This is a genomic window from Bradyrhizobium oligotrophicum (genome assembly GCF_051168495.1).
Classification (GTDB): domain Bacteria; phylum Pseudomonadota; class Alphaproteobacteria; order Rhizobiales; family Xanthobacteraceae; genus Bradyrhizobium; species Bradyrhizobium oligotrophicum_A.
On sequence record NZ_JBNPVB010000004.1, the window covers coordinates 105,471 to 130,288 of the forward strand.

Below are 24,818 nucleotides of genomic sequence, written 5' to 3' on the forward strand. Positions count from 1 at the left end.
ATGGCGCTCCCATTGCTGCGATTAAACTATTATTAGTGTTTAATTCGGGTCAATAATACCGAAGTGTCTTAACCGGACTTTAGGGACTTTGGGTAAATGCAGTCAAGTGCAGCCGCGTTACCAAGGTAAACGGGCTGGCGGGAATGCTTGGCGATCGCGCGGGAGCTGGGGACGGATTCAAGAATAGATCGGCGCTATTCTGTATAAATAGACCCGTCTCGGCAGGTATTCGGCTTGCCTATACTGTCGAGGAACGATGCGCGGGCCAGGCAAATGAGGCGAGCGCGCCTCAAAATCGACGAAATGCGACCCGCCCCCCCGCAAATTATTTGCGGGTGACGGGTGCTAATCTTCTGAAACTCTGAAATATGGCCGAGCGGTCAGATTCGACTGACGACGCAGGGGATCGGCTGATATTTGCTCAGGTACAACAATGCCTGATCGTTGATGCCGTCGAGCCACACACCACGTCCGGCATAGCGGTAGCCATCGCCCATCGGGACCAGGCGCACCGGAATGGCGTGACGCGGACTGAGACGCAGCTCCGCCGTGACGATTTGCCCGGGCGCGAGCACGGGACGGGAGCGCAGCACGTAGCTGCCGCCATTGTCACAGGCGATGGCGAAGGCGGCGCCGGGCAGCATGAGATCATGCGCCTTTGCGCTGCCGATGAATCCACCGAGCGTCGACAGGGCCAATGCCCCGCAAACCATGACTTGCTTGATATTCACTGTCGTCCCTCTGCTTGCCAGCGTCCCCGCGCACATTAAGACCGCAAATCGCATCGGCCACAAGTCGCTGGGCTGCGACATTCAGAGCAGCAACGGCCGGCCCGGATCGCGGCCGCCACCGATGTCGGCCTCGGCCGCCGGCGCGAGGTCGCTCTCGCTTTCATGGTGCGGCCGCTCGGCATAGGGCGCCGCGAACAGGTTGACGCCGCGGTGATCGATCGCAAACAGCGGCATGAAGGACTGCAGATCACGACCTTCCAGCAGCGTGGCCCGGCGGTTGTCGAGCACGAACCATTTGCCGTCGATCCGCACCGCGAGAACCGCGTGATCCTGCCGCACGGCGAGGTCGCGCACCAACAGCAGCTTCAGATCGGTCTCTGCCGTGCCTGCGGCCAGCAGCAGGGCATATTTGGCGATGGCGTAGTCCTCGCAGTCTCCCAATCCGGTGCGCAAGGTCTGCAGCGGCGGGCTCCAGACGTCCGGCAGGCCGTGCTGCTGATCGTCGCCCACATAGCGCACGGATTGATTGACGGCGCGGTTGACGATCTCCGCGCGCGTGCGCTCATCCGCGGCGGCAGCGGCGAGGCGTTTCATCGCGACGAAGCTGCGCTCCGGCGCCGAACAGCGCGCGTCATCCTCGTTGCAACGCGTGATCGACGTCCGCTCGCTCGCCATCGCGCCCTGGATGCCGCGCCATTTCACCCACAACAGACCTTCGGGCGCACGGAACGTCATCAGGCCGAACGGCTCGTCGGATGGCGTTGCGACCGCAGGCCCCTGCGGCGCATCGCTGCCGATCTCCGGGCGCGTCGCCGCGCCGGTCGATGCGATCTCGACCGGGCCGGCCGCGGTCCGACGCAGGCCGTCATGCTTGGCGAGCACCGCATTGATGGTGAAGAAGCGGACCGGCGGCGGCACCGAGGACGCGCCGGCCGCGTTGTCCCGCTGATATCTGCTCGATGTCTCCGCAGCAGCGGCGCAAGCCCAACAGGCCGCCACCGACAAGGCAAGCACAAACCCCAGCGCACGCGGGACTCCCCGCGGCCGATCAACCCGCAACATCACTGACGCCCCGTATGCTCCGGGACATCGGCCGACGTCGTGGTGTCGATCCCTGTCCCGGTCGTTATGGGACCAGGGATAGGACGGCTGCTGCTTCGGGCCGGTTAAACCACGGGGATGTTCGCGGCCTAGCTGCGAACGGGACTAATCGCAGCCGACCAAAATATGCAGCATTTGATCGATTCAGGATCTGCTAAAGCTGGTGCCGCCGCTCAGCGCTCGCGCAGCGCCTCGTCGCGCAGCATGCGGGCGGGCCTGACCAGATAGTCCAGCACCGACTTCTTGCCGGTGAGGATCTCGACGGTCGCGACCATGCCGGGGATGATCGGGAGCGGCTGCTCGGCGGTGCCGAGATGGTTCTTCTCGGTGCGGACCATGACGCGATAGAAGGTCTCGCCGCGCTCGTTCTTGTCGCCCTTGTCGTCGGTGATGGTATCGGCGCTGATCCGCTCGACGCGGCCGTGCAGCGAGCCGTACACCGAGGAATCATAGGCGCTGAGCTTGACCACCGCCTCGTGGTTGGGACGGATGAAGGCGATGTCCTGCGGCCGGATGCGGCCTTCGACCAGCAGCGTGTCGTCGAGCGGCGTGATCTCCATCAGGCTGGCGCCCGGCGCGACCACCGCGCCGATGGTGGTGACGTTGAGCCTGTTGACGATGCCGCGCGCTGGCGCGCGCAATTCGGTACGGCGCACCCGATCCTGGGCCGATTTGATGTTCTCGTCGAGCACGGCGAGATCGCCGCGCGACTTGGCGAGATCGTCCTCGGCCTGGGCGCGAAACGCGGTGACGAGGTTGAGCCGGCGCGCGCGCGCCTCCTGCACCGCGGATTCGGTCTTGACGATGCTCGCCTGCACCACCGCGAGCTGCCCGCGCATGTCGGTGGCCTGGCGGTCGGCGCGCAGCATCTCGATCTCCGGCACCACCTTCTGATCGTAGAGCTTGCGGGTCAGTGCCAGTTCGCGATTGAGCAGCGCCAGCGTTTCCGAGAACCGCTTCTCGGTGGCCCGAAGCTCATCGATCTCCTTGCTCTTCTGCTGCTCCTGCTGCTGCACGACGTCGATGTCCTGCGTCAGCTTGCGCACATGCGCGTCGAACACCGAGCGCTCGCTCTGCACCGCGCGCGGCGCGACCGCGACGAGCTCCTCGGGAAATTCGACCGGGCTGCGGCCCTCGGTCTCCGCCGCAAGCCGGATCACCCGCGCCGCCATCGCGCCGCGGCGCTCGCGGATCTCGCCGAACTGCGAGGCGAAATTGGTGTCCTCGATGCGCGCCAGCGGCTGATCCTTTTCGACGATCGCGCCCTCCTGCACCAGCAGATCGGCGATGATGCCGCCTTCCAGCGACTGCACCACCTGGGTCTGGCGCGACGGCACGACCTTGCCGTTGCCGCGCTTGACCTCGTCGAGCACGGCGAAATGCGCCCAGATCAGGAAAACGAAGAACAGGCCGAGCGAGGCGAACAGCAGCATGCGCGCCGTCTTCGGCGTGCGCAGTTCGACGGCCGCCCGGATGTCGTTCGAGAACGCGAAATCACTTTGCGCCATGTTGCCCTGTCCCTTGGACCGTCTTCACGGCTGGGCTCGCACCCGGCGCCGCCGCGGGCGGCTGCGGACGCAGCATGGTGAGGATCTGCGCGGTCGGCCCGTCGGCCACCAGCTTGCCGGAGTCGAACACCAGGATGCGGTCGACCAGCGACAACAGCGAAGGCCGGTGGGTCGAGACGATGATCGACATCTCCCCCGCTTTGTCCCCCTTGGCCAGGATCTTCAGCCGCTCGAGAAACTCGCCCTCGCTGCGCACGTCGAAATGCGCGGTCGGCTCGTCAAGGAACAGCACCCGCGGCTTGCGGATCAGGACGCGGGCGAGCCCGATGGCCTGCTTCTGCCCACCCGACAGGCTGCGGCCGCCTTCGGCGATCATCATCTCGTAGCCCTGCGGGTGGCCCGCGATGAACGTCTCGACACCCGCGAGCCGTGCCGCTTCCAGCACCTCTTCGTCGGTCGCGGCGGGATGACCGAGCGTGATGTTGTCGCGCAGCTTGCCGTAGAACAGGTCGGTATCCTGCAGCACGAAGCCGATGCCGGCGCGCAGATCGGCCGGGTCGTACTGCTGAATGTCGATGCCGTCGATCAGGATGCTGCCCTCGGTCGGCGGATAGAAGGCCGTGGTGAGGCGGCCGACCGTGGTCTTGCCCGATCCGACGCGGCCGATGATGCCGATCTTCTCGCCGGGCTTGATGTCGAAGGAGACGTTGTCGAGCGCCTTCGCCTGGCTACCCGGATAGGCGAAGCTGACATTCTTGAACTGGATGCGGCCTTGCTTGATCTCGCGCGCGACGTAGATCTTTTCCGGCGGACGCTCGCGATCCAAGGACATCAGCCGGTCGATCGAGCGCAGCGCCGACGTCGTCTGGGTGAAGCGCGTCATCAGACCGGCGATGCCGGCGATCGGTCCGAGCACGCGGCCGGACAGCATGTTGGCCGCGACCAGCGCACCGACCGAGAGCTTGCCGTCGAGGATCAGGAACACGCCGACCACGACCAGCAGCAGGCTGCAGAACTGGCTGGCGACGCTCGCCGCAGTCATGGCCATCGACGCCCAGAACTGGACGTCCTCGCTGGAGCGCGCCTGCGCCGCCACCGAGCGCTCCCACACCGTCTGCACCCGGCTCTCGCCGGCCACCGCACGGACCGTCTCCATCCCGTTCAGCGATTCCACCAGAATACCGTGGCGCGCCGACGACTGCGCCTGCATCCGCCGCATCGCCCGGTCCAGCGGCCGCTGGATCAGGAGCCCGAGCGCGATCATCACCGGCAGCATCAGCAGCGGAATCCAGGCGATGGGGCCCGCGATGACGAACAGCACGATGATGAACACGACCGCGAACAGCATGTCGGTCGCCGACACCACGGTGCCGGAGGTGAAGAACTCGCGCACGGAATCGAAGTCGCGCATCTGATTGGCGAGGATGCCGACCGAGGGCGGTCGCTTGTCCATCTTCAGCGCCATCACGTGCTCGAAGATGTTGGCGGCGAGCACCACGTCGATCTTCTTGCCGGTCATGTCGATGATGCGGCTGCGCACCACCTTGAGCAGGAAGTCGAAGCCGATCGCCAGCGCCAGGCCGATTCCGAGCGCGACCAGCGACGGGATCGCGCCGTTCGGGATCACGCGATCGTAGACGCTCATCGTGAACAGCGGCGCCGCCAGCGCCAGGATGTTGACGATGAACGCCGCGATCGCGACATGGCTGTAATTGGCGCCGAAGCGGCTGACGACGGACCAGAACCAGTGCGCCTTCGGCAACTCGCCTGCCGCGTCGACACGCGCCTCGGCGACCGCGGCCGGCCGCACCAGATAGGCAAAGCCGACGTAGCGTGCAGCAACCCCTTCGACGCGCTCGATCGCCGGCGCCTCGCGGCGCGAGGGATCGACGATGGTGACGCAGCCCGCGGCCTCGTCGACCGTCAGCAGAATACGCGTCGTGCCGTCGTGAAACATCAGCACGCAGGGCAGCACCAGGGCCGGAATCTCGCTCAGCGGCCGTTCGACGAGCTGTGCCTCGAGCCCTGCGCGCCGCGCGGCGCGGTCATAGAGAGCGATGCTGAGCACGCCGCTCTCGAGCGGCAAGCCCGACAGCAGCGCGCTGCGGCTCAGGGCGCGGCCGTGATGGGCTGCAAGGTAGAGCAGACTGTCACTGAGCGGATCCGGCGCCGATACGGCCGCGGTCACCGGCGGCATGATGCATGGCGCCTCTTCCAGCTCGAACCTGGTCGGACGAATATTCAATGACGCCTCGAAAATTTAACGGGCCGGCCACGCAACGCGGGGCCGGTAACGAGCGCAATTTTCTATTAATTTCGTTTAACCCACTTCTGTGGCGGTTACCCGCATTTTTCGGGTTTTTTGCAGACAACGGGCAAATAATATCGACGCAAAGTAAATGCGGAGACGGAAAAGCTGGCGCAATGATGCGCCAGCTTTGATCCGTCGAACTACTTAGGTGTTTGGCTACCGCCAAAGCCGCCATATTTTCCGGACGCGACGAAAAGTGTCGTATCCGCAGGATCGCTCGAGGCCCAGCGATCGCCGAAGGTGATCGGCGTGGGCTGTTTGGACGCCCCGTCATCGAAGCCGAACAGCGGCACCGGACGAGCGGCACTCAGCGGCTCCGGTCCCGGAGATGGCGCGCTCAGCCGGATCGGCGGCAGCCTGAAGCCGACGAAGCCACCTACGACGTCGAGCGGCTCCGTTTCCGGAGGATGCCCGGTCTTGAGATAGTTCAGCATCTGGCCCATCGCGGCGAGCAGCTGATAGTCGGCGAACACCACGACCCCGCGCGCCGACACCAACGACACGTTGGCGTTGAAGTACTGGTTCTGGGAGTTCAGGAGGTCGATCAGCGTGCGCTGGCCGAGTTCGTACTCCTTGTTGTAGGCGATGAATGTACGGCGGGCGGCTTCGACGTCGCGGACGAGCGCCGCGACACGGTCGGCCGTGATGATCCGCGCTGACCAAGCCTTGTCGATCGATTCCAGCGCATCGCGCTGCAGCCGAGCGTGCTTCTGCTGCTCCTGGATCATCCGCTGCGCGGCTTCCTCACGGCGCCAGCTGTTCTGGCCGCCGTTGAAGATATCCCAGGAAGCCACCACCTTGCCGCTCACCTCGTCATAGCGATTGGTGTAGGTGACCGACTCCTTGCCGGTCGTCGCGCGGCCTTCCAGCGACAGCGTCGGCAGGAAAGTGCCGGTCGTCGCGTCGAAACCACGCTTGGCGGCGGTCACATCGGCTGCGGCCGCCCGCAGTGTCGGATTGAACTTGTAGGCGATGTCGAGCGACTCCGCCTTGTCCCGCGGCAGATCCGGCAGCCGGCCCGGGAAACGCAGGTTGTACGGCTCCAGGCCCACGACCTTGCGGTATTTCGCCCGAGCGACTTCCAGACTGAGACGGAATTCTTCCAGCGCCGCCTGGGCTGCTGCGACGCGCTCCTCGGCCTGCTGCGTATCGCCCTCGCCGGCTCGTCCCCCCTGGAAGCGCGCCAGCACGTTGCGGCGCAATTCGAGATGGACGGCGACGTTCTTCTCGGCCAGTCCGACCAGCCTGGTGTAGCGCATCACGTCGACATAGGCCTCGGCGGCATCGAGTCCGATCAGCTCGGTCCGCTCCAGCACGCGAAACGCAGCCGCATCCACGCGGGCCGCCTGACGCCACACTTCATTGATCGAGGAGAAGCCGTCGAACAACAACTGACGGACAACCACGCTGGCCTCGCGGCCACGCAGATAGCGGCCATTATTGGCCGGCGCGGGCGAGACATATTGCTTGAGCATTTCAGGCCCGGCACTTGCGTCGAGCCGGACCTGTGGCAGGAGCGTCCCCTGGGACTGGCGAAGCTCAGCTTCGGTCGCGCGGCGGTTCGCCGCCGCCTCCCCGACGCCTGGATTAGTCTTCACCGCCTGGTTAATGGCGTCCTGAATCGTGAAAGGTTCTGCCCCGAATGCCGGGCTAAAGCCCATTCCCACGACACAAATGAAACCGAGTGAATGTATGATCTTTAACATAAGTATACCGGTAACAAAGCCGCGATCAGCCCGCAATGTACCTCGCCACACTTCCGGCAAAAAATCGACCCGATGTTGCAGAATGGCGACTCCGGCGCATATTCCGGAAAGTGAAATTGCTGGATTTTCAACAGTATTGCGGTAGTGCGACCGCTGCGCGAATTTTTAAAGTCGGAGCGCGGCTGGTTTAATTCCTCGACAACAAAACCCGGCGGCAAATCTGGATCCGGCATTTTCGGGTTTATCTTCAGTATTCCATGCGCGTCTCCGACATTCAGCCCAACGCGACCAAACCGCGAAAACCATTCCCGGTCATCCCGATCGGCAAAGCGGCCACTGGGCAAGACGCGGACCGGATGTGAGCTCGATCGGCCCAGGCTTCGCACCGATCGTGGCGACGGCGGCAGGCACGGCCGTGCGAATGACGACGCTCCCGATAAGGCCACGCGCCATCGCCATCAGCTTCCTCGGGCCATCCTCCTGCGTGCCGGCGCGCCCGCCGGTAAATCTCCGGCCGAGCTCAGTCGCGCGGGCCGAAGGCTGCGAATTAGAGTGCAGAATTCAGAAGGACACGTTCGGAGGGGGTGCGGTTGCCGAGCGTCCGCACGCCAAGGGTCAGGCGAACGCTCGAGATGCGGGAAGGAGATATTCGTGTCGTGCAGGCAAAGGATGGTGGGGGAGGCAGGACTCGAACCTGCGAAGCCATGAGGCGGCTGATTTACAGTCAGCTCCCTTTGCCACTCGGGACACTCCCCCGTATCGACGGCAGTTGACGGCCGGCCGCGAGAAACAGCGGTTGAACGACCATCAGCGCCATGGAGACGGTAAGGCCGCGGGGGTCCCGGATGAGGGGCGCGCGCGGCCGGGGCCCTTATGATCGAACCGGGCCCTCAAAGTCAACCAAGGGACGACGAATTTTCCCAAGCCGGCGGTGCCAAATTGCCAGAATCCGCTGACCGTGACAGAAGCTCGTGCCATGAGCGAACGCGACCGAAAGCCCCCTTTTCGCCGCCAAGGCGGCAAATCTCCCGGCAAATTCTCCGGCAAGCCGCGCGGATTCGAGCGACAGCCATGGCGCGAGCGCGAGTCAGGCTCGGACGGCCCGGTCATCCTCTATGGCTGGCATACGGTGACCCTGGCGCTGGCCAACCCGACTCGGACCATTCGCAAGCTCTATCTGACCGAGAACGCCGCGCGCCGGCTGGCTGACGAACGGATCGAAACCCGGGTCACCCCCGAAATCGTGCGTCCGGGCCAGATCGACCAGCGACTCGGTCCCGATGCCGTGCATCAGGGCCTGCTCGCCGAAGCGGATCCCCTGCCCTCGCCCGACATCGACACGCTGGCTACTGCGGGCATGATCCTGGTGCTCGACCAGATCACCGACCCGCATAATGTCGGCGCCATCCTGCGCTCGGCCGCGGCCTTCGACGTCAAGGCCATCGTGACCACGGCGCGCCACAGCCCGGAGGCGACCGGCGTGCTCGCCAAGGCCGCCTCCGGCGCGCTGGAGCTGGTGCCAGTGATCACGGTGCAGAACCTCGCGCGCGCGCTGACCCGGCTCGACGAGCGCGGCTTCCAGACCGTGGGGCTCGACAGCGCCGGTGCGACGGACATCGCCGCGGTCACCTTGCGCGAGCCGCTGGCGCTGGTGCTGGGGGCCGAGGGCAAGGGCCTGCGGCAGTTGACGCGGGAGACCTGCAGCGTGGTGGCGCGGCTCGACATGCCCGGCGCCATCAAGAGCCTCAACGTCTCCAACGCCGCGGTGCTCGCACTCTATATCGGCGCCAGCCGGCTCGGGCTGATGGCCAAATGACGAAACGCCCGCGCGCAGCACGCGCACGAGCGTTCGCTTCGGACTCGATCCTGCCGATCAGTAATAGCGGCGCAGCACGCGCCGGCCATGATAATAGGGCGAGGCGCCCCAGCGATAGGCTTGGGCATGGCCGTAGGCCATCGGAGGCGCAACCCGCGTCACCTCATAGGCGTGGCGGCGGTGGTGATAGCGATAGACCGGAATCGCGCGCTCCTCATAGACCGGATACGGCGCGAACGCGCCCGGACCGGTATAGGTCGGGCCCTGGTTGACATAGTAGTACTGCCGCGTCGGCTCGGGCAGCCGCTCGTATTGGGCGCCGCAGCTGCCGCAGCCGGCGTGACCATAGGTGTAGCCGGGCTGATAGGTATAGGCCGGCTGATAGGTCACGGTCGGCGCACACGGGCTCGCATAGCCGCACGGCGCACAAGGGGACGCGCCGCAGGCCATGGCGGGTGCGCTGCCCGCAATGGCGAGACCGGCGATGGCGACGAGCCCTGAAATCACTCCACGCATTACTCTCTCCTGATCATTCGTTCTTGTTTGATCTCTTCGTCGATCGATGACTGCTAGCGACGATAGGCTGGCGATGAATTGTCATAGCCTGCCGCGCCGCCGTCCCGCGGCGCGAGGATGACGGCAGGCGGCTCCATCGGAACCGCCGGCTCGGCCGGCTGCATCTGGGACTGGGCGCCCCACGAGCGGGAAAAGCTCTCGGCCGGCTTCGGCAGCTTGCGATTGGCCGGCGGCTCGATCTCCATCCGGCCGTAGCCGGGCCTCGCCCCGAGCGTCGGATAGTAATGGCCGACATTCGGCTCGGGATCGACCGGCCGGCCGCCATAGATCGTCGGCTGCATGTAATTGCCCCTGCCGAGACCGGACTGGCCTTCGACGACGGCGTAGGATGCATCGATGCCGTTGATGACCACGGGAACGCCGGGCCGCTGCGGGATGACGATCTCGAAGCCTTCACTGGCGGCCGCGGCAGATGCCGCGCCGATCAGAATCAAAAGAGCCGTTGCAAAACGCATGAAACTCACGCCCCGGTTGCCAACCTACCAATACCGCAACGCGCGCGACGATGGGTTAAACGCGCGCACCAATTTGCCGGTAAGACTAACGCAGGAGGCATTCTTCCGGGTTAAAGCGCCGGACGGGTTCATGCGTGAGGGTTAATGGCTGATCTGCCGGGGCGCGGCCCTCCCAAAACACGAGCGCCTCGTGTCGTTCCAAAACATTCTCGGCGCGTCGGGAACGACGCGGCCGGCTTGCGCTTAGCAGGAGGGGCGCAACGACGGAGTATTCCATGACACGATTCGCAATTCTCGGGGCTGCCGTACTCGCCACCGCGCTCGCCGGCCCGGCCATGGCGCGCGACATGCACCACCGGCACATGACCGATCGACACGACGGCACGATGCAGCACCGGTCCATGGCCCGCCAGGACGGCGCCATGATGCAGCAGCAGCGCACCGACGCCGGATGGAATACCGGCTGGAACAATGCCGGTTGGAACAACAACGGCTGGGATCGCCGCAACAGCGGCTTCTGGCCGGCCGACGTGGCCGCCGGAGCGGTTGGCACGGCTGCCGGCATCGCCGGTGCCGCGATTGGCACCGCTGGCGCCATCGCGACCGCGCCGTTCCGCACCGCCGACGCCTATGCCTACGATCCCGGCCCGTATCGCTACGGCCAGCCGAGCTATGACCGCGGTCAGAACGGCTATTATGGCGACTGGAACAGCTACGCCACGCGCAACGGCCTGGTTTGTCGCCCCGGCACCATGTTCAAGGGCAGCGACGGCCTGATGCACATCTGCCAGTAAGGCCGGCATCAATAACGTCGACAGGGGCGGCCTCACGGCCGCCCTTTTTGCGATTCGAAGTCGAGGCGAGCAGCGACGGCTGTAGCCTCGATCGGTCAACTCTGATAGGAACACCGCGCTTCGGAGCCACTCGCCGCAACCTCGAGGACGAGATCTCCACCGCACCCGGGAATGCGTTTCCGGGGTGCATTCGCCGGCTTAGCTCAGCGGTAGAGCAGCGGTTTTGTAAACCGAAGGTCGGGGGTTCAATCCCCTCAGCCGGCACCAGCGACTGGCGTTGCGATCCGGCCGCGCATCACCTCCGCTCAATTGGCTCCCTCCATTTGCCCTCGTCCGATGGCAGCCGCCGCCGCCTTCAGCGTTCCCGGGCGCTGGACGCGGGGCCATTCTGGATCGCTTGGGCCATTGACGAGCGTGTCCGCGTCTTGCGGCCAGCACAGGAACCAACTCGGCGGACCTACATTGACGGTATCGACTTCCGCGGGAGCGGACGAAACGGGTTCAGACTGTGGCAACAATGTTGCCACATCTCAACCAGGACTCTCACTTATCCCCAGAAGTCACTGGTCTTTCTACTTGATTTCGTAGCTTGCATTTGTTGCAATTGCGGCCCTTGGGGGACGACCGTCATGACGTGGAAGGAAGAGCGTGATGCGCTGATTGCGCAGACCATGGCCTTCGTACAGTCGGTCACCGGCAAGCCGGCCGACTTCTCCCAGTTTGAGCTTCCCGCCATTCCGGCTGGAACCGCCGCCGTGACAGCCCAGCAGGCGGCAACCACGCGCGGCGCACCGGCCGCGGCTGAGCCCGCTGCCCTGGACACGGCCGAAGTCGACAGCGTCGAACCGGTCGTGGAACGCGCTCGAGCCTCCTCGTCTCAATCAACCGCAGTGAGGACGCAAGAATCATCCGCTCCGGAGACGCCCGCTGGCCGCCCGGATTCGGTGCTGCCCGAGCGCTTCACCAGCATTGCCTCGCAGCTCGACCTGCAGCGCGACATGCAGGCGGAAATCCGCGCCCGCGTGGCCCGCTTCCGTGCCCATCAGGAGCGCTTCAGCCGAGAGCGCCAGGAATATTTCAGTGCGACATTGGCCCGCCTGAAAGCCTCTGCCGAGGGATCGGCCCTGCCTGAGGACTGAACGGTCCTGAGCTCCCTGATGGCAGACCGCAACCGCCATGCCGGCTCACAGCCAGGCACACAGCGTCGCCACATTGGCGACCAAAGCCAGCAACAATCCAAAGGCGAGCGTCAGCTGGATCCGCCCGCAGAAAATGTGGAGATCCGTTCCCATGGCTTAACCATCCGGCGATTCTGGCACCGGAGTCCCACGGATTCTTTTTCCAAAAATTTAGGACTCGTTTACGACTCGCGCGAACCGAAAAGGCCGCTTTCCGGCCGTGAACACGCCCGTGTCTTGCTGCAACCCCTGTTCATCGTCGGTTCATCCGTCGCTTGTCTGGAGCCGCTTGGAATGCCCTACGCCCTGTTTTGCAACGAAGCCAAGTTGAGCAAGGCCTATCCGACCGAAGCGGACGTCTGGCGGCTGGCGCGGCAGAGCGGGCTGGTCGTGGACGTGCTCATCGACGCACCGCGCGCGGCAGGTCATCCGCAACTCGACAACGACTACGAGATCAGGCCGTGCGCGGCCGAGCCGGAGGAAGATCCCTGGCAGAATCGTGTGGAAGCCGAGCAGGAGTTCAACATCCCGTTCGCGTCCTGACCCGACCGGGCCAATCCTCGCTCGGCCGCATCACGCCGTCAGTCCGAATTCAATCGACGCCGCGGGGCGAGCACGGCGACGCCGGCTGACGGCCCCGCGCATGCTGGCCATCTGGTTGCCAAAGACCTGGGAGAGACGGGACCGCGATCAGCAGGCAGCCGAAGCTGCCGGCTGGGAGCGTCGTCGTGAAATCCGACGTTACGGCGTTGCCGTCGCCAGCGAGGCGGTTTCGGACGGAAGCGCGACACAGGCACGCTTGCGGCTGACGCCGCGGATCGCACCGGTCACCTTCAGCACCTTCCCCGATGGGCAGGACGCAGTTTGCACCAGCGCCACCTCGTAGGGAGCGAGCATTAACGGTTCGGATTTCAGGACGGTTTGGGCGGAGCACGGCAAAACAGCCGCCGACAACAACAGCACGGATAACAAGATACGCATGTGGGATGATCCATCAAACCGGCGAACTCATAATAGCAACTGGCGACGAAAGTTTCACGAAGGTTTGAGAATTTTTTTTGCGCTGCGTGAGCGGTCCTGAAACCGCCGCCGGCCACATCCAGAACGCAGCAAAACGCCCGCACCAAGGCGCGGGCGTGTGACAAGCTTGTCGTAAGGGTGGCGACCACCGGCGGGCCGGCCAGCCCCTTCGGTGGCGATCAGTACTTGCCGGCGACCGGGCCGCCCCAGCCGAAGCGATAGTTCACGCCGACCTTGACGGTGTGGTCGTCATTGTTGAAGCGGCTGCCCACGACCGGAGCCGGTCCGCCCGTGAAAGTCGTATTGCCGAAATTATAGTATTGGTACTCGGCCTTGGCCGACCAGTTCGGCGCGAACATGTATTCCAGACCGGCGCCGACAGTGTAGCCGTCCTTGCTGTTGCCCGACGTGGTGAAGCCGGCCGGCACGCCGCCGACGCTCACCCCGAGTCCGTTGCCGTCACGCCAGGCATAGCCGCCCTTGGCATAGAGCAGAGCCGGTCCCCAGGTGTAGCCCAGCCGGCCGGTGACCGAGCCGAGCTGGTTGGCACCGGTCGACGCCAGGACGGTGGTGCCCGGGAAGCCGAAATTGGTCGTGTTGCGGTCCATCCAGCTGTACTGGGCCTCGATGCCCAGCACCCAGCTCGGCGCGAACTGGTAGTCGAAGCCGCCCTGCACACCGCCGAGGAAACGACCATTGTTGCCGTCGAGGCTGTTGTCGCCGGCGAAAGCGCCGCCGAGGTGGCCACCGATGTAGAAGCCGGTCCAGTCGTAGATCGCCTGCGGCGGCGTCATGGGCGGCGCCTTCGTATAGGTGCGCGCGGGCATGTCTGCGGCGAACGCCGGAGCGGCCGACGCCAAGGTCGCCAAAGCCAGTGCACTGAAGAAAACGCGTTTCATGGGACGTCCCCGTTATTCGTTTGCGACATCTATTGAACATCGTGGCCGCAATTGGGTTGCCCGATGGCGGTGACGCAGCTGTGATTGCCCGGCCCGTGTCACCAAGGAGCAACAAAGGCCTTTTGTTCCATAGACTTCCCGAACATTTCGTGAAGCCAGATGCCGCGCCCGACATTTGGTCGCGCCGAGGCGGCAAAGCGTTTTGACCCATCGTTAATTTGTGATCACCGTCGCGCTCCGCAACCCCGCTGCGACGCCGTGACAGCTCTGCATTGGCGGCGGGATGGCATCGCCCTTGAACCATCGCTGGCGAGACCGGAGAAGCTCCTCGACAGGCTGCCCGTCGGTGGCGTCAAGCGCTACCGCTGCAACTTGGCCAGTTCGGGAAACGCCGCGTAGCTTGCCCCCGCGCAGAGTTCGGCGGCGTCCTCGATCAGGCGATCGAAGCGGCCGTCGACGAAGACTGCGGCCCGCTCCTTGGGCGGCGGGTAGCTGCCGTCGGAGTCCCGCGCTGCATAGCGCAGGCAGCTGACATAGCGCAGGCGGCCGCCGACCGTCCGCTGCACCGGCTCGGCCATGACACCGTCATGTACATCCACCGGATTGTTCAGGTAGGTCCGCAGATAAGCCAGCAACTCGGCGCGATAATTCGACGGGAAAGGCTGATTGGCGACGCCTCGGTCTCCCGTGTAGGAGATGCCGCGATTGTCCTCGCTGACGAACGCCGAAGAACCTCCGCTCGCGCAGCCTGCCAGCAACAGCGCCAGCGCTGCCGCCGGCCACCAAGTCGTTCTCCCCATCCCCACCGCGCCCAACGTTGAAAGACCTTTCCGTCATCAGCTTCTAACCCAAAGCCGACATCCAGGAAATCCGTCCTGACTGGCGCTGCTGTCAAGAAGGAGCCGCCGGCCACGCGCGAGGCGTGCCGGCGGTGACACGAATCGTTGATCGGTTCGGGCCTGCTCGGCGATCAGCCGCGGCGCGTCGCCGGCGTGATCCGCTTGAAGCTCACCTTCTTGTGGCTGGTCACGGACGCATGTCGGACCTTCACCTTGTCGTGATGGCGAAGATGCGCGGTATGGCGACGCTTGTGGCGCAGGAGCGACGCATGCGGCTTGGTCTTCGACTTGCCGACCACGGGCTTCATCTCGTTGGTCTTCTCGCCGGCCTGCGTCCCGCCGGGCTTTGCAGCGTCGGTCTTGGTCGCGTCCGGCTTGGTCGCACTCGTCTTGGCCGTGCCCGTGGTCTGGGTCGACGTCGCGGAAGCATCGGTTTTTGCAGGACCAGCGGCGAACGCGGGCGCAGCCAGGATCGACGCGGCGAGCAGCGCAACGGACATTGTCTTCAGCATGGTCGTCTCCGTGATGTAAAGATCTGGAGGCACCATCCCTTCCGGATGGGCTCGAGATCATGCGGAGGACCATAGGGAACCGGCACTGAACCGCCCCTGAAGTAAAACGCGGTTTTCAGTTCATGGACATGAAGGGATAGTCATCGAAGTGACTGGCCTGTCACCATGTCGTCCGTATAATGCACCGATCGCGGCGCAAAATCCGCGCAAATGGCCGGGAATATTTCGCAGCTGCGGAAGTTCTTCTCCGCAGTCACCTGTTGGATCGACAACTCGGGAGATACGAATGAAAAAGTCTGCGATCAGGATCGCCACGCTGGCGCTGTTCTCGATGGCCGTGGCCTCCGGGCCGCTGCTTCTGTCGAAGGCCTATGCCGCGGGCAGCGATACCCCCTCGTCGCCGCCAGCGTCGGATTCAGGCAAGAAGAAGAAGGACAAGAGCTCGAGCATCGAAGATCCGAAGTTCCTCGCGGCCTATCGCACGGCCTACACCTCGATCTACGATCGTGGCGACTATGCCACGGCGATCCAGCAGTTGAAGGCGCTGAACCGTGAGGACGTCGCCGACGTCGCCAACCTGATCGGCTACTCCTACCGCAAGCTCGGCAACTACCAGGCCTCGAAGCAGTACTACGAGCAGGCCCTGGCAGACGATCCGAACCACGTGCGCACCTGGCAGTATTACGGCCTGTGGCAGCTCGAACAGGGCAACCGCGAGCAGGCTAAGTACCACCTCGACAAGGTCGCGCAGCTCGCCGGCACCAACAGCGCCGAATATCGCTCGCTGGCCGACGCGCTCGAAAAGCAGCCGGGCACCGGCCTCGTCTACTGAGACGCGATCGGACCTGATCCGATCTCGACAGTGGCGCAACCCGAGAGGGTTGCGCCATTTTCGTTTGTCGGCTGCGGTTTGTCGGCTAAGGATGAGCGTCGGCAGCGGTTCGTTTTTATCGTGCGATTTGAGGGGAGATTGCCTCGTGGAGCCCTGGCTTGGCGCTGCGCTCGGTTACATCAAGGATTGGCTGGCGTTTCAGGTCGAGGTTTCCGGACAGCCCGGCTGCATTCTGGCGATCGCCCATCGCGGCCAGATCGTGCTGGAGGCGGCCTATGGCCTCGCCAACCTCGACAGCGGCGAGAAGCTGACGCCGCGGCATCGCTTCCGCATCGCCTCGCATACCAAGGCGTTCACCGCCGCCGGCATCATGCGCCTGCGCGAGCAGAAGCGATTGAAGCTCGACGATCCCGTCGGTGACTACGTCGAGGGTCTGCATCCGGACGTCGCCACGGCCACCCTCGGCCAACTGCTGTCCCACACCGCCGGCCTGATCCGCGACGGCAAAGATTCCGGCCAGTTCACCGACAGCCGCACCTATCTCGGCAAGGACGAACTGCTCGCCGAACTCAAGCTCGCGCCTGTGATCGAGCCGAACAGCCGCTTCAAATATTCCAACCATGGCTACGGCCTGCTCGGCCTCGTCATCGAGGCGATCACCGGCGAGCCCTACGCGGTCTGGCTGCAACGCGAGATCATGACGCCGCTGGACTTGCGGGAGAGCGCACCGGACATGACGCTGCTCGGCAAAGCAGTCCCGTTCGCACGTGGCCATTCGCGCATTGTGCCGGTCGGCCGCCGCGTCGTGATTCCCGGCGACAATCCGACCCACGCCATCATGGCCGCCGCCGGAATCGTCGCGACCGCCGCGGACACCGCCCGCTTCTTCGCCCAGCTCGCGCCGAACGCGAAGAAGAGCCTGCTATCGGTCGCGAGCCGCCGCGAGATGATCCGGAGACAATGGCGGGTGCCACAGGACATCGAGGAGGCCTATTACGGGCTCGCGCTGATGAGCGGCACCACCGCGGGTTTCGACTGGTTCGGCCATGGCGGCGGCTTCCAGGGCTACATCTCGCGCACCTCGGTGATCCCTGCGCGCGAGCTCACGATCACCGTGCTCACCAACGCCGTCGACGGCTGGGCGCCCGGCTGGGCCAACGGTGTCAAATTCATCCTGCAGGCCTTCGCTCAGAACGGCGCACCGTCGCGCAAGACGCGCGACTGGACCGGCCGCTGGTGGACGCTGTGGGGTGCCGTCGACCTCGTCCCCTTCGGCGAACAGGTCATGGTCGCCAATCCGACCTTCATCAACCCGTTCATCGATGCCGCACGCATCGAGCCGACCGGCCGCGACAGCGGCCGTATCGTGCAGGCCGCGGGCTATGCGAGCCATGGCGAGGCCGTCAGGCGCGTGCGCACCAAAACCGGCGTCAGCGAGATCTGGCTCGGCGGCGCCCGCATTCGGCCCGAGCGCGTCCTCAGGGCGGAGATGGAGCGGAAATATCCGAAGGGCCGCCGCAAGAAGGAGGCGTAGCCGGCAACGGCTTCGCCCTCCTATTTCATCAGCGCCTCGACCTCGCCGCGGAACGCGTTCCGCGCGTCGTCGCGGGAATAGAACATGTGCCCGCCGGGATAGACCACGAGCTTGACCCGCGGGGCCCGCGCGAAGGCCGGCAACTGGTCGAGCAGGATCTTCGAGCCGTAGTAAGGTGTGGCGAGATCGAACAGGCCGTGCCCGACCAGGAGCTTGAGCTTGGGGTCGAGCGCGAGGATCTGCCTGAGGTCACTGGCCGACTCCGGCGGGCTGACGCCGCGACCAAAATCCCACGACCGGTTGACGCCGCCGCTCAGGAGCTCATAGGAGCCCTCGGGGCGCCAGTTCAGCTTGCGGGTCGTCAGTTCGACCGCCGCACTGGTCAGCGGCGCGGTGAGCACATCGCCCGAGGGATCGGAACTGCGCGAATAGCTCGAATCCGGATACGGATCGATGCCCAGCACCGAGCCGTCGTAGCGGCCGGTGATGCGGCCGTTCCTGCGGTCGAACTCGCGGCGAAACTCCGAGACGTCGAAGCGGCCGGCCAGCCGGCGGCTGACCGCCTGATCGATGCCCGTGAGGCTCGCGACCTTGTCGGCCAGCCGGTTCGTCGCTTCGGTATCGGCCACGCCTCTCACCAGGTCGAGGAGGAAATCGCCGCTGGCATAGCGCTCCACCTCGGCAAGATCAGCGCGTGTCACCGGCCCCTTCATCTGCTTCGCCACGGCGGCGAAGCTCGGCAGGCTGGCGACATATTGCATCAGGCTGGATCCCGAATACTCGCGGAAATCCATCAGCGGCGACACCAGGATCAGGCCGCTGACGCCGATGCCCTGGTCCTGCTGGAGGTTGTTGACGATCTTCGGACCGCGAATGCCACCGTAGCTTTCGGCCGCGACGAATTTGGGCGAAGCGAGCCGGTCGTGCTTCTCCAGCCAGCGCCGCACCACCAGCGACAGCGAGCGCACGTCGCCATCGACCGAGAAGAACCGCTTGCGGACCTCGTCGCCGGTCGCGACGAAGCGGCTGTAGCCGGTGCCCACGGGGTCGATGAAGACGAGATCGGTGAAGTCGAGCCAGGTGTCGGCATTGGGCAGCAGGTCCGGCTTCGACGACGGCGTCACGCTCCCCGCATCGATCGAGATGCGCCACGGACCGGCATTGCCGAGTTGCAGATAGGCCGAGGACGCGCCCGGCCCGCCGTTGAAGAAGAAGGTGACCGGACGGCTGCCGCGGTCCTTGCCGTCAAGTTGATAGGAAGTATAGGCGATGTCGGCCTGCGGCTCGCTCTTGTCGTCGAACAGCCGGATCGCCCCTGCGGTCGCCGTGAACGACAGCGTCCGGCCGGGCAGTTCGAGCGTCTGCGTGGTGGTGGAATCAGCCGGCAGCTTGTGCTGCTCGGCCGCCGCCGGCGAGCCGGGCGGAGTGGCCGACCGATTGCCGGCCGAACCGGTGCGGGCTCCGCTGGATGCCGCATGCTCCTGGCCGGCCGGAGGGGCATCCTGCGCGCGTGTGGCTTGACCGGCGACCAGGATCACCAGAGCCAGGGCCGTGAGACCCGGTCGCAACACGGACGACTTCCAACCTGCCATCAATTCCACTCCCTGGGTCTACGCCAGCATAGATCATCGCGGTCTGCAGCGCATGAACGGCGGCTGCGGGCCAACCTCAACCAACTCTTCCGTGATCCATGTCACATCAGGGCAAGTGCCTGTTCCCCGCAGTTGTGGTATGGGCTCGAACCTCTCGATCCCGTCCGACGTCCCAACCAAGGGACAAAAGGCGCACCGCCGGTTGCGATCACGGAGTTCATCATGAAATACCCGACGTTCATCGTCGCAGCCCTGACCGGGCTTGCCGCAGCTGCTCTTTTTGAGCCGCCGGCAGCTTGGGCGGGACCTCCCGCCGCGCTGGTCGAGGACGTCCAGGGCGAGGTGTCGGGCGCCGAACTGATGGACTATGTCGCGCCTGGGCAGGTGCTCAAGCTGGGGCCCGATGGCGCCGTGGTGATGAGCTATCTCAAATCGTGCCGGCGCGAGACGGTCAGCGGCTCGGGCAGCGTCACGGTGGGGCCCGGCGAGAGCACAGTCGAGGGCGCCACGCTCAAGAGCGACATCGTCAATTGCGACGCCAGCCACGCGCAGGCGACGACGCGCGAGACCAGCGAAGTGGCGGCAACGATCGTGCGCAGCGTCGGACCCGACACGACGCCCATCGCGCAGGCGGTCATCTATGGCGCCTCGCCGATCTTCGAGGCCAAGGGCCGCGGCACGCTGATCGTCGAGCGGCTCGACCAGCCCGGCGAACGACAGCAGGTCGAGCTCTCCGGCCGGCAGTACAAAGGCCGGTTCTACGATTTCGCCGGCACCAGCCACCCGCTGACGCCCGGCGGCATCTATGCCGCGAGCTTCAGCAACGCGCGGATCGTCTTCAAGGTCGACGCACAGGCCAAGGCGGGCCCCGGCCCTGCGGTCGGGCGATTGATCCGGCTCAACTGACACTGAAAGCGGATCTCGGTGGCGATCGGACGCTGGACGCGCGATGCGCTTGCCATCATCGCCATTGCGCTCTCGTGCGCCGGCCTGTTCGTGTCTCCGGCCTTCGAGCGCGGCCGCGGGCTGTCGCTGGACGCACTGACATGGCTGCGGTTCGAAATGTTCGGCAATCGCCACGATGCCGCGACCAGTCCGGCCGTGGTGATCGCGATCGACGAGGAGAGCTACCAGGCGCCGCCCTTCAAGGGCGCGCCGCTGCTCACCTGGACCGGCGAGATCGGGCGCGTGCTGACATCCGTGCTCGACGGCGGCGCCAAGGCCGTCGGCTTCGACATGGTGTTCCAGACCTCGATCGAGCAGTCCGAGATTCCGCTGGGTGACTCGACGCTCGGCGAGAAGACGCGCGGCTTCGATCGCGATTTCCTGCGCGCGCTCGCCGCGGCCGCGGCCGGCGGCAAGGTGGTGCTGGGTGAGATCTTCGGCGAACCGCCGATCCTGCCCGCCCCCGGACAGCGCATCGCCGTGCGCCAGCAGCAGAACCTGAGGCCGCTCAACACCTATACCGACAGCGACGACGTCGTGCGCCGCCACCCGCTGACCTTGAGCGCGGAAGGCAAGACAATCCCGAGCATGGCGCTCGAATTGGCGGCGCGGGCGATGGACAAATCTCCCGTCATCGCAGCCGATGGCGTGACGCTCGGCGACTACCGCGTCCCCGGCAGCGTACCCGGCACCATGACCCTGAACTTCGCCGGCGGCGCCCAGGACATCCCGACCTACTCCTTCGCCGATTTGCGCGCCTGCGCGCTGAAGGGCGACAGGGATTATTTCCGCCGCGAGTTCGCCGGCAAGGTCGTGCTGATCGGCACCGTCGGCATCGAGGATCGCCGGCTGACGTCGAAGCGCTTCGCGACCCGCGCCGAGGGCGCGCGGCGCCCGCGCTGCGCACTGGAGCAGCGCAGGGTGACCGAGTCCTTCGCACGCAGCACCATCGCCGGCGTCTACATCCATGCAACGGCGGTGAACAATCTGGTGAGGCAGGACGCCGCGACCGAAATGAGCCGGCCCGCGATCTTTGCCATTGCCGCCGGCATTGCGCTCGCTGCCGCCCTGCTCGCGCGGCTGCTGCGGCCGACCTTCGCCGCCGCGATCCTCGCGGCGCTGGCCGTTCTCTACACTGCGGTCGCGACCGCCCTCTTCGACCATGCCCACGCGCTGCCATTGGCGGAGCCTCTGGCGGCCGGCGTGCTCGCGCTCGCGGCCACCACCGGTTATCGCTTCATGGTGACCGACAAGGACCGCAGGCTGCTGCAGAAGAGTTTTGCCTACTATCTCGCACCACGCGAGATCGACCGCATGCTGGCGTCGCGCCGGCTGCCGCAGCTCGGCGGCGAGACCCGCGACGTCACCGTGTTCTTCTCGGACATCGAGGGCTTCTCGCGCATCGCCGAGCAGATGTCGCCGGAGCAACTGATGGCGCTGACCAACGAATATCTGTCGGCGATGACGGATGTGATCGAGAGCCATGACGGCTATGTCGACAAATATATCGGCGACTCCGTGGTTGCCGTGTTCGGCGCCCCGCTCGATGATCCCGACCATGCCAAGAGCGCCGCGCACGCGGCGCTCGACTGCAAGGCCAGGCTCGCCGAGCTCAACCTGTCCTCGACGGCGTTCCAGGGCATCAAGGTGGCGCAGCGCATCGGCATCAACAGCGGCGCCGCGCTGGTCGGCAATTTCGGCTCGCAGCGCCGCTTCAACTACTCGGTCATGAGCGATGCGGTGAACGTAGCCTCGCGGCTCGAAGGCGCCAACAAGTTCTACGGTACCACCATCATCGCCTCCGCCAGCACGGTCGCGCTCGCCGGCAGCGCGTTCGCCTGGCGCGAGCTCGACACCATCCGGGTCAAGGGCCGTGAGCAGTCGCTCGCGATCTTCGAACTGCACGGCCGCGCCGCCGAGCTGACGGCTGAGGAACAGGCCCTGCTCACGGATTATGCCTCGGGCCTCGCGCATTGGCGCGCCGGCGCGTTGCAGGCCGCAGCAGATCGGTTTGCGCAAGGCGCCCACGACGCCCCGAGCGCAATGTTCGCCGCGCGCGCCACCGCGGCGATGCACGACCCCGCCGCCTGGGACCCGGTCCGCAGCCTGCAGGAAAAATGACACGGCCATGACGCCACGGGAGACCCCGGATGTCGACGCGCTCATCCGGGCACGACTGCCCGCCCCTTTCCGGGCGACATCGGCCCTCATCCCGGCCCCATTGCACCGCCATACCGGCCGTGATGGACAAGCACGGCCAAGGTCGGCTAGACGACACGGCGCCTTCAATCCGGTCGATCGACCCAGCGAGCCCTGCGACGCATGACCACGCCCAAGCGATATGAGCGGATCGCCTTCGTCGCGAGTCCAAGTGCCGAGGCGCAAGCCGCGCTGACGCAGCTGAGCTCGCTCTATGGCAATTCCGATCCGGATCTGGCCGATGTCGTCGTGGCGCTCGGCGGCGATGGCCTGATGCTGCAGACGCTGCACGACCACATGCGCTCGGGCAAGCCGATCTACGGCATGCATCGCGGCACGGTCGGCTTCCTCATGAACGAGTTCAGCGCGATCGATCTGCACGGGCGGCTCGAAGCGGCGCAGGAATCGGTGATCCATCCGCTGCTGATGCGGGCGACCGACGCTGGCGGCGTCGTCCACATCCATCACGCCATCAACGAGGTCTACCTGTTCCGTCAGACGGCGCAGACCGCGCGGCTGCGCATTCTCATCGATGAGCGCGAGCGCATGCCCGAGCTGATCGCCGACGGCGTGCTGGTGGCAACGCCGGCCGGCTCCACCGCCTACAATCTGTCGGTGCAGGGTCCGATCCTGCCGATCAACGCTGCGCTGCTGGCGCTGACGCCGATCAGCGCGTTCCGGCCGCGGCGCTGGCGCGGCGCCCTGCTCCCGAACACCGCCTATGTCATCATCGAGGTGCTCGAAGGCGACAAGCGGCCGGTCGCAGCGGTCGCAGACCATGACGAAGTCCGCAACGTCCAGCGCGTCGAGGTACTCTCGGACAAGACGATCTCGATGCGCATGCTGTTCGACGCCGGCCACAGCCTGGAAGAGCGCATTCTGTCCGAGCAGTTCGGCTACTGAGAGCGGCCGGATTTCGCTGCCCTCGGCCCGGCCGCAACGCTTTGTTAACCCGGCGCTCCGTATGGTTAATGCGCGTTGACCACCGTCACCGATGATGCCCCCAGGCCGGCCCAATGTATCGGATAGACTTCAACAAGCTGCGTTTTCTCGTCTGCGACGACAACCCGCACATGCGCCGCATCCTGCGCACGCTGTTGCATTCGTTCGGCGCGCGCGAGGTCAACGAGGCCGAGGATGGCGCGACCGCGCTTGAGATGTACACCCATTTCTCGCCCGACATCGTCATCACCGATTGGGCGATGCCGATCTTCGACGGGCTCGAACTCGCACAGATGATCCGCCAGCCGGAGGCAAAGGGTAACCCCTACGCGCCGATCATCATGCTCACCGGACATTCGGAGAAGCGCCGCGTCACCGTGGCGCGCGACGCCGGCGTCACGGAGTTCCTGGCCAAGCCGATCTCGGCCAAGGCGCTCTATCAGCGCATCCTCAACGTGGTCGCCAATCCCAGGCCCTTCATCAAGACCAAGACCTATTTCGGGCCGGACCGGCGCCGCAACACCAGCACCGCCTATATCGGCCCAGAGCGCCGGGTCGGCGGCGAAGCGGAAATCTTCCAGCAGCCGTCACTTCTGGATAAAGCGCGCTCCGCAGTTTAGCTGCGCGGCAGTGAGCCCGCGTTAACGCCGTCGAACAATCTGCGCCCCGTTCGATCTGCTCCTCGGCTATGAATCGGGTCACCAGTAACCGTGCGTTGGTCGGCAGCAATCAGGACATCGAGATGGCGAAAGACAAAGCCCCGGCGATCCAGGTCAAGACCTACGCCTCGCACCACGTGATCACCCCGCCCAATCCGCTGAAGAAGGTGCTGCGCCGGGCCGAGGAAAAGGATCTCGACGATCCGATCGCGCGCGCGGAAGCCGCGCTCGCGGGGCTGTCCGGGGAGTTCAAGTCGTGGATGGACACCGAGGCCGAGCGGCTGGCGAAGGCCTATACGGCCGTGCTGAAGGACGGCTTCGACGACGAAGCCTGCGAGGAGTTGTTTCGCGCCTCCCACGACATCAAGGGCGATGCCGCGACGTTCGGCTATCCCGCCGCCGCGGAGGTTGCCGACAGCCTGTGCCGGATCATCGAACATGCGCCGGACCTCGAAAAGGTCCCAGCCGAACTGATCGAACATCACGTCAACGCCATCCAGGCGATCGTGCACGATCACACGAAGTACCACAGCCCCACCGTTGCTGCCGAATTGAGCCGTCGGCTGCGCCGGGTCGCCGACGACTACCTGATCCAGGTCAACCGCAACCGGCCGGAGCATCTGGAGGCGATCCTGGCGCCGAGCCTGGTGCCGAGCGACCAGCCTTGAG

General features: G+C 65.4%; 23 protein-coding genes and 2 tRNA genes. 12 read left to right on the forward strand and 13 right to left on the reverse strand.

Translation table 11 applies throughout. From position 1 onward, the window contains the following. Nucleotides 1-380: 380 nt before the first annotated feature. The 6 genes from ACQR1B_RS09800 to ACQR1B_RS09825 all read right to left on the reverse strand — a co-directional run bounded on the left by ACQR1B_RS09800 (nucleotide 381) and on the right by ACQR1B_RS09825 (nucleotide 8,113). Complete coding sequence (locus ACQR1B_RS09800) at nucleotides 381-812, reverse strand: hypothetical protein (protein ID WP_434831129.1); 432 nt, start codon at nucleotides 810-812, stop codon at nucleotides 381-383. After that, complete coding sequence (locus ACQR1B_RS09805; RefSeq protein WP_434831128.1) at nucleotides 813-1,649, reverse strand: transglutaminase-like cysteine peptidase; 837 nt, start codon at nucleotides 1,647-1,649, stop codon at nucleotides 813-815. A gap of 356 nt (nucleotides 1,650-2,005) precedes the next feature. Then, nucleotides 2,006-3,340, reverse strand: coding sequence for an HlyD family type I secretion periplasmic adaptor subunit (locus ACQR1B_RS09810; protein WP_434831127.1), 1,335 nt, complete (start codon nucleotides 3,338-3,340; stop codon nucleotides 2,006-2,008). After that, nucleotides 3,327-5,537, reverse strand: coding sequence for a type I secretion system permease/ATPase (locus ACQR1B_RS09815; RefSeq protein ID WP_434831215.1), 2,211 nt, complete (start codon nucleotides 5,535-5,537; stop codon nucleotides 3,327-3,329). Before ACQR1B_RS09815 ends, ACQR1B_RS09810 begins: the two co-directional genes overlap by 14 nt. A gap of 254 nt (nucleotides 5,538-5,791) precedes the next feature. Continuing rightward, nucleotides 5,792-7,357, reverse strand: a complete 1,566-nt coding sequence (locus tag ACQR1B_RS09820; RefSeq protein WP_434831214.1) for a TolC family outer membrane protein — start codon at nucleotides 7,355-7,357, stop codon at nucleotides 5,792-5,794. Between the two features lie 670 nt (nucleotides 7,358-8,027). Then, nucleotides 8,028-8,113: transfer RNA gene (locus tag ACQR1B_RS09825), tRNA-Tyr, on the reverse strand. 220 nt (nucleotides 8,114-8,333) lie between these two features. Here ACQR1B_RS09825 and rlmB point away from each other — a divergent pair. Then, nucleotides 8,334-9,173 (forward strand): 23S rRNA (guanosine(2251)-2'-O)-methyltransferase RlmB, encoded by an 840-nt coding sequence (gene rlmB / locus ACQR1B_RS09830; protein ID WP_434831126.1) that lies wholly within the window; start codon nucleotides 8,334-8,336, stop codon nucleotides 9,171-9,173. Nucleotides 9,174-9,230: 57 nt separating this feature from the next. On the opposite strand, the gene ACQR1B_RS09835 is transcribed toward rlmB, so the two are convergent. Then, the gene (locus tag ACQR1B_RS09835) at nucleotides 9,231-9,689 is read right to left on the reverse strand and encodes a hypothetical protein (RefSeq protein WP_434831125.1); all 459 of its coding nucleotides are present in this window, start codon (nucleotides 9,687-9,689) and stop codon (nucleotides 9,231-9,233) included. 53 nt (nucleotides 9,690-9,742) lie between these two features. Further along, nucleotides 9,743-10,204, reverse strand: coding sequence for a hypothetical protein (locus ACQR1B_RS09840; RefSeq protein ID WP_434831124.1), 462 nt, complete (start codon nucleotides 10,202-10,204; stop codon nucleotides 9,743-9,745). Nucleotides 10,205-10,479: 275 nt separating this feature from the next. Here ACQR1B_RS09840 and ACQR1B_RS09845 point away from each other — a divergent pair, with 275 nt between their 5' ends. The 4 genes from ACQR1B_RS09845 (at nucleotide 10,480) to ACQR1B_RS09860 (ending at nucleotide 12,719) form a co-directional block, all read left to right on the forward strand. After that, nucleotides 10,480-10,998 carry a hypothetical protein gene (locus ACQR1B_RS09845; protein WP_434831123.1) on the forward strand — a complete coding sequence of 173 codons (519 nt, stop codon included), beginning with the start codon at nucleotides 10,480-10,482 and terminating at the stop codon, nucleotides 10,996-10,998. Nucleotides 10,999-11,190: 192 nt separating this feature from the next. Next, nucleotides 11,191-11,265, forward strand: a tRNA-Thr gene (locus tag ACQR1B_RS09850). 362 nt (nucleotides 11,266-11,627) lie between these two features. Then, on the forward strand, nucleotides 11,628-12,137 hold the full coding sequence (locus tag ACQR1B_RS09855) for a hypothetical protein (RefSeq protein WP_434831122.1): 510 nt from the start codon (nucleotides 11,628-11,630) through the stop codon (nucleotides 12,135-12,137). A 333-nt stretch (nucleotides 12,138-12,470) separates the two neighbouring features. Then, nucleotides 12,471-12,719: a hypothetical protein gene (locus tag ACQR1B_RS09860; RefSeq protein WP_434831213.1), complete on the forward strand. Its 249-nt coding sequence runs from the start codon at nucleotides 12,471-12,473 to the stop codon at nucleotides 12,717-12,719. 198 nt (nucleotides 12,720-12,917) lie between these two features. Here the strand turns inward: ACQR1B_RS09860 and ACQR1B_RS09865 are convergent, their stop codons facing one another. The 4 genes from ACQR1B_RS09865 to ACQR1B_RS09880 form a co-directional block, all read right to left on the reverse strand. Then, nucleotides 12,918-13,157: a DUF6719 family protein gene (locus ACQR1B_RS09865; RefSeq protein WP_172107952.1), complete on the reverse strand. Its 240-nt coding sequence runs from the start codon at nucleotides 13,155-13,157 to the stop codon at nucleotides 12,918-12,920. A 218-nt stretch (nucleotides 13,158-13,375) separates the two neighbouring features. Beyond that, on the reverse strand, nucleotides 13,376-14,095 hold the full coding sequence (locus ACQR1B_RS09870; RefSeq protein ID WP_434831121.1) for an outer membrane protein: 720 nt from the start codon (nucleotides 14,093-14,095) through the stop codon (nucleotides 13,376-13,378). 359 nt (nucleotides 14,096-14,454) lie between these two features. Beyond that, entirely contained in the window at nucleotides 14,455-14,901 is a 447-nt protein-coding gene (locus ACQR1B_RS09875) for a hypothetical protein (RefSeq protein ID WP_434831120.1), read from the reverse strand. Nucleotides 14,902-15,065: 164 nt separating this feature from the next. Further along, entirely contained in the window at nucleotides 15,066-15,446 is a 381-nt protein-coding gene (locus tag ACQR1B_RS09880; protein WP_434831119.1) for a hypothetical protein, read from the reverse strand. Between the two features lie 286 nt (nucleotides 15,447-15,732). On the opposite strand from ACQR1B_RS09880, the gene ACQR1B_RS09885 reads away from it, so the two are divergent. Together ACQR1B_RS09885 and ACQR1B_RS09890 are read left to right on the forward strand one after the other, a co-directional pair. Further along, the gene (locus ACQR1B_RS09885) at nucleotides 15,733-16,278 is read left to right on the forward strand and encodes a tetratricopeptide repeat protein (RefSeq protein WP_315737528.1); all 546 of its coding nucleotides are present in this window, start codon (nucleotides 15,733-15,735) and stop codon (nucleotides 16,276-16,278) included. A gap of 145 nt (nucleotides 16,279-16,423) precedes the next feature. Continuing rightward, a complete protein-coding gene (locus tag ACQR1B_RS09890; RefSeq protein ID WP_434831118.1) occupies nucleotides 16,424-17,812 on the forward strand; it encodes a serine hydrolase domain-containing protein in 1,389 nt (462 codons plus the stop codon). A 20-nt stretch (nucleotides 17,813-17,832) separates the two neighbouring features. On the opposite strand, the gene ACQR1B_RS09895 is transcribed toward ACQR1B_RS09890, so the two are convergent. After that, entirely contained in the window at nucleotides 17,833-19,404 is a 1,572-nt protein-coding gene (locus ACQR1B_RS09895; RefSeq protein ID WP_434831117.1) for a S10 family peptidase, read from the reverse strand. 222 nt (nucleotides 19,405-19,626) lie between these two features. Between ACQR1B_RS09895 and ACQR1B_RS09900 the strand changes: the two genes are divergently transcribed. From ACQR1B_RS09900 to ACQR1B_RS09920, 5 genes are all read left to right on the forward strand, one after another. Next, nucleotides 19,627-20,310 carry a hypothetical protein gene (locus ACQR1B_RS09900; protein WP_434831116.1) on the forward strand — a complete coding sequence of 228 codons (684 nt, stop codon included), beginning with the start codon at nucleotides 19,627-19,629 and terminating at the stop codon, nucleotides 20,308-20,310. 18 nt (nucleotides 20,311-20,328) lie between these two features. Beyond that, complete coding sequence (locus ACQR1B_RS09905) at nucleotides 20,329-22,470, forward strand: CHASE2 domain-containing protein (RefSeq protein WP_434831115.1); 2,142 nt, start codon at nucleotides 20,329-20,331, stop codon at nucleotides 22,468-22,470. A gap of 201 nt (nucleotides 22,471-22,671) precedes the next feature. Further along, entirely contained in the window at nucleotides 22,672-23,451 is a 780-nt protein-coding gene (locus tag ACQR1B_RS09910) for an NAD kinase (protein WP_434831114.1), read from the forward strand. A 113-nt stretch (nucleotides 23,452-23,564) separates the two neighbouring features. Further along, nucleotides 23,565-24,110, forward strand: a complete 546-nt coding sequence (locus tag ACQR1B_RS09915; RefSeq protein WP_434831113.1) for a response regulator — start codon at nucleotides 23,565-23,567, stop codon at nucleotides 24,108-24,110. 122 nt (nucleotides 24,111-24,232) lie between these two features. Next, complete coding sequence (locus ACQR1B_RS09920) at nucleotides 24,233-24,817, forward strand: Hpt domain-containing protein (protein ID WP_434831112.1); 585 nt, start codon at nucleotides 24,233-24,235, stop codon at nucleotides 24,815-24,817. The last annotated feature ends 1 nt before the right edge of the window (nucleotide 24,818 follow it).

Coding starts and splice junctions, on each gene's coding strand:
- ACQR1B_RS09800 (WP_434831129.1), bottom strand. CDS start 812: ATGTCGCAGCCCAGCGACTTGTGGCCGATGCGATTTGCGGTCTTAATG.
- ACQR1B_RS09810 (WP_434831127.1), bottom strand. CDS start 3,340: ATGGCGCAAAGTGATTTCGCGTTCTCGAACGACATCCGGGCGGCCGTC.
- ACQR1B_RS09815 (WP_434831215.1), bottom strand. CDS start 5,537: ATGCCGCCGGTGACCGCGGCCGTATCGGCGCCGGATCCGCTCAGTGAC.
- ACQR1B_RS09820 (WP_434831214.1), bottom strand. CDS start 7,357: ATGTTAAAGATCATACATTCACTCGGTTTCATTTGTGTCGTGGGAATG.
- rlmB (WP_434831126.1), top strand. CDS start 8,334: ATGAGCGAACGCGACCGAAAGCCCCCTTTTCGCCGCCAAGGCGGCAAA.
- ACQR1B_RS09835 (WP_434831125.1), bottom strand. CDS start 9,689: ATGCGTGGAGTGATTTCAGGGCTCGTCGCCATCGCCGGTCTCGCCATT.
- ACQR1B_RS09840 (WP_434831124.1), bottom strand. CDS start 10,204: ATGCGTTTTGCAACGGCTCTTTTGATTCTGATCGGCGCGGCATCTGCC.
- ACQR1B_RS09845 (WP_434831123.1), top strand. CDS start 10,480: ATGACACGATTCGCAATTCTCGGGGCTGCCGTACTCGCCACCGCGCTC.
- ACQR1B_RS09855 (WP_434831122.1), top strand. CDS start 11,628: ATGACGTGGAAGGAAGAGCGTGATGCGCTGATTGCGCAGACCATGGCC.
- ACQR1B_RS09860 (WP_434831213.1), top strand. CDS start 12,471: ATGCCCTACGCCCTGTTTTGCAACGAAGCCAAGTTGAGCAAGGCCTAT.
- ACQR1B_RS09865 (WP_172107952.1), bottom strand. CDS start 13,157: ATGCGTATCTTGTTATCCGTGCTGTTGTTGTCGGCGGCTGTTTTGCCG.
- ACQR1B_RS09870 (WP_434831121.1), bottom strand. CDS start 14,095: ATGAAACGCGTTTTCTTCAGTGCACTGGCTTTGGCGACCTTGGCGTCG.
- ACQR1B_RS09880 (WP_434831119.1), bottom strand. CDS start 15,446: ATGCTGAAGACAATGTCCGTTGCGCTGCTCGCCGCGTCGATCCTGGCT.
- ACQR1B_RS09885 (WP_315737528.1), top strand. CDS start 15,733: ATGAAAAAGTCTGCGATCAGGATCGCCACGCTGGCGCTGTTCTCGATG.
- ACQR1B_RS09895 (WP_434831117.1), bottom strand. CDS start 19,404: ATGGCAGGTTGGAAGTCGTCCGTGTTGCGACCGGGTCTCACGGCCCTG.
- ACQR1B_RS09900 (WP_434831116.1), top strand. CDS start 19,627: ATGAAATACCCGACGTTCATCGTCGCAGCCCTGACCGGGCTTGCCGCA.
- ACQR1B_RS09910 (WP_434831114.1), top strand. CDS start 22,672: ATGACCACGCCCAAGCGATATGAGCGGATCGCCTTCGTCGCGAGTCCA.
- ACQR1B_RS09915 (WP_434831113.1), top strand. CDS start 23,565: ATGTATCGGATAGACTTCAACAAGCTGCGTTTTCTCGTCTGCGACGAC.
- ACQR1B_RS09920 (WP_434831112.1), top strand. CDS start 24,233: ATGGCGAAAGACAAAGCCCCGGCGATCCAGGTCAAGACCTACGCCTCG.